The organism is Massilia sp. CCM 8734, assembly GCF_011682155.1.
Taxonomy (GTDB): Bacteria; Pseudomonadota; Gammaproteobacteria; order Burkholderiales; family Burkholderiaceae_D; genus Telluria_A; species Telluria_A rubra.
The window spans coordinates 1-6,979 of the sequence record NZ_WHJI01000090.1 but is presented as its reverse complement, the minus strand read 5'-3'; the positions used below and the strand labels follow the sequence as shown (position 1 = coordinate 6,979).

Annotated in this window: 7 protein-coding genes; 3 read left to right on the top strand and 4 right to left on the bottom strand. The window is 60.7% G+C overall.

Annotated elements, in window-relative coordinates; genetic code table 11:
• A partial coding sequence (locus F2P46_RS35190) for a hypothetical protein (protein ID WP_166899090.1) occupies positions 1-503 on the bottom strand: 503 nt, incomplete at its 3' end.
• Positions 500-712, bottom strand: coding sequence for a hypothetical protein (locus F2P46_RS35185; protein WP_166899088.1), 213 nt, complete (start codon positions 710-712; stop codon positions 500-502). The genes F2P46_RS35185 and F2P46_RS35190, both read right to left, overlap by 4 nt.
• An 802-nt stretch (positions 713-1,514) precedes the next feature.
• Between F2P46_RS35185 and F2P46_RS35180 the strand changes: the two genes are divergently transcribed.
• Positions 1,515-3,833, top strand: a complete 2,319-nt coding sequence (locus tag F2P46_RS35180) for an ATP-binding protein (RefSeq protein ID WP_166899086.1) — start codon at positions 1,515-1,517, stop codon at positions 3,831-3,833.
• Positions 3,834-3,957: 124 nt separating this feature from the next.
• On the opposite strand, the gene F2P46_RS35175 is transcribed toward F2P46_RS35180, so the two are convergent.
• Positions 3,958-5,157, bottom strand: a complete 1,200-nt coding sequence (locus F2P46_RS35175; RefSeq protein WP_166899085.1) for a HAMP domain-containing sensor histidine kinase — start codon at positions 5,155-5,157, stop codon at positions 3,958-3,960.
• Positions 5,158-5,531: 374 nt separating this feature from the next.
• Between F2P46_RS35175 and F2P46_RS35170 the strand changes: the two genes are divergently transcribed.
• Both F2P46_RS35170 and F2P46_RS35165 read left to right on the top strand, forming a co-directional pair.
• Entirely contained in the window at positions 5,532-5,819 is a 288-nt protein-coding gene (locus tag F2P46_RS35170; protein WP_166899083.1) for a CopG family ribbon-helix-helix protein, read from the top strand.
• Complete coding sequence (locus tag F2P46_RS35165) at positions 5,816-6,118, top strand: type II toxin-antitoxin system RelE/ParE family toxin (RefSeq protein ID WP_306659413.1); 303 nt, start codon at positions 5,816-5,818, stop codon at positions 6,116-6,118. The genes F2P46_RS35170 and F2P46_RS35165 overlap by 4 nt, the downstream gene beginning before the upstream one ends.
• 391 nt (positions 6,119-6,509) lie before the next feature.
• Here the strand turns inward: F2P46_RS35165 and F2P46_RS35160 are convergent.
• Positions 6,510-6,979 (bottom strand): site-specific integrase (locus tag F2P46_RS35160; protein WP_166899081.1); only part of this gene is annotated, 470 nt, incomplete at its 5' end.

Sequence of the window (6,979 nt, the reverse complement as noted above, 5' to 3'; positions counted from 1 at the left end):
GCCAGCGTCTTCATGGTGCCCGCACGGGAATTTAGCGACATGACCTTCTCGAACAGCTCAAGGCGCTTGTTGACGCCCTTATCGTCCGGCTGGCACAGGATCGCGGCCAGGTCGCGGAACAGGTCCGTGTGGTCAGTCTGAACTTCGAGCTCTTCCAGCAGCTGCATCGACAGGCGCCGGGTGCGCTGGATGTCCGCGCGGTGCGACAGGATTATCTGCGACTGCATGGCCGCGTTCACTTCGACGATCTCGCGCTCGCGCGCCGGCGACAGCGGAACGGCCGGTGCCGGCATGACGGACTGCTCGACTATCGAATCGGCTTTTGCCCGAATCCTGCTGCCCAGATGGCGGCTAATGTTGAGCTTGGCAAAACGCTTATCCATGGCCGCGCGCGACACACCGTGCTCGACGGCCATCTGCTGCTTGGTCTTGATGCCGGCGCGCCAGTCTTTTTCGACCAGATCCCAGTCGATAACCTTCTTTTCTTTTGCCATGGTGATCAACGCGCTTTCTGATATTTGCCCTGCAGGGTGCCGATCGAATCGACGCCGTCGTGCCCCAAGGCCCAGCTGCGGGCGAACTCGACATCATCGAAGTCGTCTTCCGGAACCTGGGCGCGCAGCCAAGGGGCAGCGGCATTGCGCGCCTGATAGATCGTTGGCTGAGCCTGCTCGGCCACTGCGTCCTGCTTGACGGGGGTTACTCGTGCCATCACGGACGCTCAAAAAAGAAGCCCCGCACGCATCGTTGCGCCGGGGCTGGTGCCTGAATGCTCAGGACGGTGGAAGGGAGATTGCTGCGGGCATGAAAAAAAAAGCCAGCGGAACAAGCGTCGCGCTGGCTTCAATCTGCTTGGTGCTCGGTGGCAGGCCCCGCCCTATCTGGATGGTGGCGCGCCGCACGAACATGAATTAGCCGCCTGGCCCCTTGGCGGGCACGACGACGGCGGTTCGCCAGTGCGTCATGCCCGCCCGACGGCGAGACGATCCGGCGTCATCCCCTTGAAAGCGCCCGTATTAAAAGCCCTTTTCGCAAGAGTCAGTTTTTCAGACTATCGAATTGGAGCGAATTTTACGGCTTTTTGCGCAAGTTTCGCTATGGCTATTTCGCGCAAAATTCCTTGCGCAATGGGTATGGGGGCGCGCAAGAGTGGATTTTCGCGCATCGAAAATTATGTCAAATGAGTCAAACGTGAACGCTGCGTGAATGGCATTTCATGCGGCGTTAAGACTGATTTCCGAAGCATCACCTGGTGCTGAGAAAAAACGGGGGCACAATGCCTGCCGAGTGTTATTGGCTTGGGTATAATGGCACCGAAGGCGACCGTCGGCGCGGCCTTCCGGTGCGAGCCCAACCCTGGCCTCGCGCCACATCCTGAGTTCCAACACGGCTGCCGGGCCGGCCCCATACGGAAGCGCATGCCGCACGGATCTCATTTCATCGAACAATGCGGCCGATTAACAGCCTGCCGGATCTCCCCTGTAGCGTTGGGAGATCCGGCGGCGTGGCCGCCTGTGCTCAACACCGCCATGCGCATGGCCCTAGTTTCCCACCGTCCGACTGTCGTCTGGTGGGGCACGGGCCTCATTCAGTTGCACAACCATGCCTACGGGCAACTAACATCGCTCATCCATTTGTCCGGGCCGCCGTCAGGGGAGGTCGCGATGCAAGTCGATGCGATCATGGCCGGCAGAGAAATGTCGGGCTGCGCGGACCGAACGGAGATTTCATCGGAGGATGACGTTCCCCATGCCGTCGTCTGGTCATACGCCTGCGCGGCCTTGCTCGACGAGGCAGGCGTTGCCGGCGTTATGGCAGTTTGCGAGGACGTCACCGAAGCGCGCGCCGCCTCCGCCGCTAAAGCCATCGAGTACCTGCGCTTGGCCGAAGACGCGGCGAGAGCGCGACGTGACGCCGATGAGCTCAAAACGGCCCAGCTACAGCGGCTGCGGATAATGTTCGGGCAGGCCCCAGGCTTCATGTGCATCCTTGATGGGCCAGACCACGTTTTCGAGTTCGCCAACGCCGCGTTCTCACGCTTGGTGGGCGGGCGGGATCTACGTTGGAAGTCAGCGCGCGAGGCGCTGTCGGACTTGGAGGGACAAGGATTCTTTGAGAAGCTTGACGAGGTGTACCGGTCGGGAACTCCTTTTGTTGCCCGCGACGTGCCGTTGTCAATCCAGCGCGAAGCCGCCACACCGCCCGACGCCCTTTTCGTCGACTTCGTGTATCAGCCTCTGTTCGGCGCCGACGGTCGAACCACGGGCATCTTCGTCGAAGGCTTCGATGTCACCGAACGGCGGGTCGCTATATCTGCGCGCGAGGCCAGCGAGGCCCGCTTGAAGCAAGGCATGCTCGCCGCGCGCATGGTGGTTTGGGACTGGGACTTGTTGACGGACAGGACGGTCTTCTCCGACAACGCCGTCGCCGTGCTGGGCGGCGACTGGACGGACGTTGGTGCCGTTTGGCACTCGGTCCACCCAGAAGACTTGGTCAGCATGGCCGCCCGGCGAGCTGCGGCCATGGCCTCATTGGGGACCTACGAGGATGTGATACGTGTCAATCGCCTCGACAACGGGAACCTGATCTGGCTACAAGTGCGCGGCACGGTGGTGGCAGGGAGCGACGGCCACCCGGCCCGCATCCAAGGCGTGTCCATCGACGTAACCGAGCGCAAGCGCGCTGAGGAGGCGTTGCGCGTTGCCGACCGCCGTAAAGACCAGTTCGTCGCGATGCTTGCCCACGAGTTGCGAAATCCCTTAGCGCCGATCGTCTCAGCCGCCCAGATCTTGAAGGCCCGCAGCTCCGGCGATGCAGGGGCCCGCAAGGCCGCGGAGATCGTTGCGCGCCAAGCCGAGCGCATGACCAGTCTGATTGACGATGTGCTCGACGTCTCCCGCTTCAACACGGGCGTGATTACCCTCGACGTCCGGCAAATCGACCTGCGCCAAGTCTTGGACGACGCCGTCGAGCAGGCCCGTCCAGCCATGGACGCACGCGGGCATTGCTTCACCTACCTGCCCGAAGGCGCGCCAGTTGTAGCACACGGCGACGCAAACCGTCTGGTGCAGGCAGTAGCAAATCTGCTTCAAAACGCGGCCAAGTTCACTCCAGCGGGTGGAAGCGTAGAGCTTTCGATGACATGTGATAGCGTCGCGGCAACGATAAGCGTGCGGGACAGTGGGGTCGGAATCGACCCGGACCTGCTGCCGCATGTCTTCGAACTGCTTACGCAGGGCGAACGCTCGTCGGAGCGTGCGCATGGGGGCTTGGGGTTAGGCCTTTCGCTCGTCAAAAGCTTGGTCAGCCTCCACGGTGGGACGGTGTCGGCCCACAGCGCGGGGCCGCGCGCTGGATCCACTTTCTTCATTGAGCTGCCCTTGGCAGGTCCGCCAGGCGCCGCTCCCGAGCCTATCCCGCCGTTCGCTCCAGCTGCGGTCCGCGCGCTTGACATCTTGGTTGTCGACGACCATCTTGATGCAGCGCGCATGCTGCGCATGGTTTTAGAGGAAAGCGGCCACCGCGTGCAGGTAGAGGAGGATCCTTTTCGCGTCCTCGCGCGTGCTGCAACGGAGGACATCGACGTTTTCCTGCTGGACATTGGGCTGCCGGGAATGGACGGCAATCAGCTTGCCCGAACAATCAGGGCCATTCCGCGTGCCGCATCGGCAACCTTGGTGGCGGTGACAGGCCGGGGGAAGGAGTACGGACGTGCAGCAGCCTTGGCTGAAGGCTTCGATCACTATTTCGTGAAGCCCGCGAATCTCGGAGAACTCTTGGCGCTGCTTTCTGAGATCGCCCCGCGCTCTTGGCGTGGAGGGGTCCCTCCCTAAAGCCCTGCGGCCCTGGTTTAAGCCTGTGGGGCCAATGCGGACTCGCGCCAAGCTTAGAATCTTTTTCGCCGCTCGCAATGCACGGTAAATGGCGAAACAATAGGAAAGGCGGACCAAATGGCGGTTAATCCTGAGCGCAAACGATTGGAAGGATGAGGCGGAACCGGCTGCCCTGGCCGGTTCCGTCGCTCGTGGCGGTGATTAGACCGCCGTGTTTTTCGCAAATGTCCTTGGCGATAGCTAAACCCAGCCCGGCCCCAGCCCGTAGCCTATCCTTGTGGGTGGCAAACTGGGTGTAAGGCCTGAAAATCATCGCGATTTGCTCAGGGGCGATGCCGATGCCGCTGTCTTCGACCTCCGCCTCCATCAGCGCACCGTCGACCTTTATTCGCAGTGCAATGCTTCCCCCGTTGTCGGTGAACTCACTGGCGTTGAGAAGAACATTGGCGAGCGCCTGCGAAACGCGCTCCGGATCACAAACGACCGTCTTGTCCCGCGCTTCGAAATTAACGCCGATATGTTGCGCTCGAGACTCAGCCTTCTCCGAAAGGGCATCCAACGCCGTGTCAACTACCTTGGATAGAAGCACCGGTTTGATACGTAGCGAGATGCCGTTCTCGGCCAAGTTAGAGGCGTCTAAAAGATCTCCTACGAATCGCGACAGCAACTTCACCTGCCGCTCGACCACGTTGGCCATCTTAACGATCTGGGCGTCGGTAGATACACGCTTCATCACAGCGGCCGCGCTCAGGATTGGCGATAGGGGGTTGCGAAGCTCGTGTGCCAATAGGGACAAGAAGGCGCTTCGGTCGTCGTCGGCCCGTTGGAGCTCGTCAGCGAGTCGCTGGCGTTCCGTGTTGTCAACTAGCACGCAGAGGGCTCCGGCGACGACGCCGCCGGACCCGCGCGCCAACTTTGGGTGGGACTCGATGCGACGACGCGTTCCGTCCGGACGTTCGAGCCACATTTCGACGGCGTCGAGGTTTCTGCCAGCCGCAACTGCCTGTGCAGACGGATAATCCTTCCTCGCCAAGCAATGCCCGTCGAGGTCGAACATGGCGTGCGCGCCGCTCCACTGGCCAATCTCCGAGGGATTAGGCACGCGCCCCCAAATCTCGGCGGCAGCTTCGTTGTGACTCACGACCGCCCCTTGGATGTCGCAGCAAAAAGCTGCTACGGGGAGCTGGCTGATGAGGGGAATTCGAAGCGGCGCGCGCCGATCGACGAACTGCCTGCTAAAAGCGTTGCCATCTCCACGCAGGGTTGTGAGATCATCAAAATTGACGGTATCGTTCACGGAAATTTCGTTCGGTTTGATTTCCATAATGGTTTTTTCCACGCTTGGACGAATATTGCAGACCATGCGTTTTCGCGACATATCGCCCCAGGTGCGCGAAGTTTTGGCGCAACGACGGGGAGGTGGACGGAGATATATCACACGTTTTAATTAAACCGCATTGGCACATTAGCTAGTGTCGGAAGATCGCCTATTAGGTTGTAGTCCTACGCCTTACGCTCTGCAACACACGTGTTTTTTGTCATACTAGAACGACTTTCACTTCCGTGGAACCTCCGCCCTGGTGCGCGGCCCTGTTTGCATTTCGATGCTGGCAAACCGTTGCAATGTCAAGCGTCGAAACGGAGTGACCCTTGGATGTGCTACTATGTGATTACGCTGTAACACATAGGAGTAGGGCCATGAGCGAAGCAACCTTTACCTTCCGAGTCGATGAAAGCCTGAAAGACCAGTTCACGACAGCCGCTAAGGGCCGCGATCGTACTGGCGCCCAGCTGCTCCGCGACTTCATGCGTGACTTCGTTCGGCAGCAGGAGGAAGCGGCGGAACAAGACGCTTGGTTCCGTCGCCAGGTCCAGATCGGCCTCGACTCGGCCAATGCTGGCAATCTGGTTCCGGTGGCTGAGGTTGAAGCCAAGTTCGCCGCCAAGCGCGCCGCCACACGTCGCCGGCTGGAAGCCGCCGAATGATGGAGTTGTTTTGGACACCAGTCGCGATCCAAGACCGCGACGACATCTACGAATACATCGAGGCAGACAACCCGGCCGCCGCGCTCGCCCTTGATGAGCTGTTTGCAGAAAAGGCGGGCCGCTTGGTCGATCATCCTGGGCTGGGCAAGCTTGGCCGCGTTGCTGGGACCCGTGAGCTGGTAGCGCACCAGAATTACATCCTCGTCTACGACACTATCGGCGACCTGGTGCGCGTGCTGCGTGTGCTGCACGCCACGCGCCAGTGGCCACCTTCCCGGCTTGGCTCGAAAAAGCGTTGAATTGACTTAAAGTTAACTTTTGAGCCGGTCAGGGTGAAGTTACACGTAAAGGCGAGCGCAACTTTTCTTGTAACCTGATTTTGTGTAACTTTTGAGCCCCTCAACACGTCACGAATTTTGGCCAAATGGCCTGGCCCCGAGCCGGCCCCGCAGCTGCTCGACGCGGCACGGCGATGCTCACGTAACCCATTGATTGATAACGGAATATTGAGCATTCGCCGCGCTGCGGGATGAGCGACGTGCGCAGCTGTGGAACATCCCGCCGGTGGCGCCGTCCTGGTTGCATTTCGGCGCTGGCCAGCCGACCCAACCGCGCGCGAACCCGGCGATATTTTCTCTAAGCAATAAGAACCTGCAGTTTTACACTGAGGATTAGGTGTTGTCACGAGAGTCAAGCACCGCTAGGGCCGGTTTGACGCGCATCGCCCATTTTCCGCCCACTGTAAATTTTGTCCTCGATCCGGTCCTGCGCACGGCTCGCCACGTCCATGTTCACTTCCAGGTAGCCCATCGTGGTCTTCGGGTCCTTGTGGCGCATGATGGCCTGGATGGTCTGAATGGGCGTGCCTTCTTCCGACATGAGGGTGGCGCAGGTGCCGCGCAGCCGGTGGGGAGTGATACCAGTCAGGGAGGTGGCGGCGTTGGCGCGGCGCATAGCGTATCGGGCGAATCCATCCGGCAGCGCCCTGCCCTGCTTACCTGGTGCGATGAGGCCCTGCGGTCGTCGTTGGGGTGCCAGGTACGCAACCAGCCAGCGCGGCATCGGCACTGGGACCGCCTCCTTCCCCTTGGTAATGCCGGGCGTGAAGGTTCGCCGCTCCCAGTCGATCCACTCCCAGCAGGCGCTGGCCGCTTCCGACT

Excerpts from the sequence above, each read along its gene's own strand:
- F2P46_RS35175 (WP_166899085.1), bottom strand. The coding sequence starts at position 5,157 with ATGGAAATCAAACCGAACGAAATTTCCGTGAACGATACCGTCAATTTT.
- F2P46_RS35165 (WP_306659413.1), top strand. The coding sequence starts at position 5,816 with ATGATGGAGTTGTTTTGGACACCAGTCGCGATCCAAGACCGCGACGAC.
- F2P46_RS35185 (WP_166899088.1), bottom strand. The coding sequence starts at position 712 with ATGGCACGAGTAACCCCCGTCAAGCAGGACGCAGTGGCCGAGCAGGCT.
- F2P46_RS35170 (WP_166899083.1), top strand. The coding sequence starts at position 5,532 with ATGAGCGAAGCAACCTTTACCTTCCGAGTCGATGAAAGCCTGAAAGAC.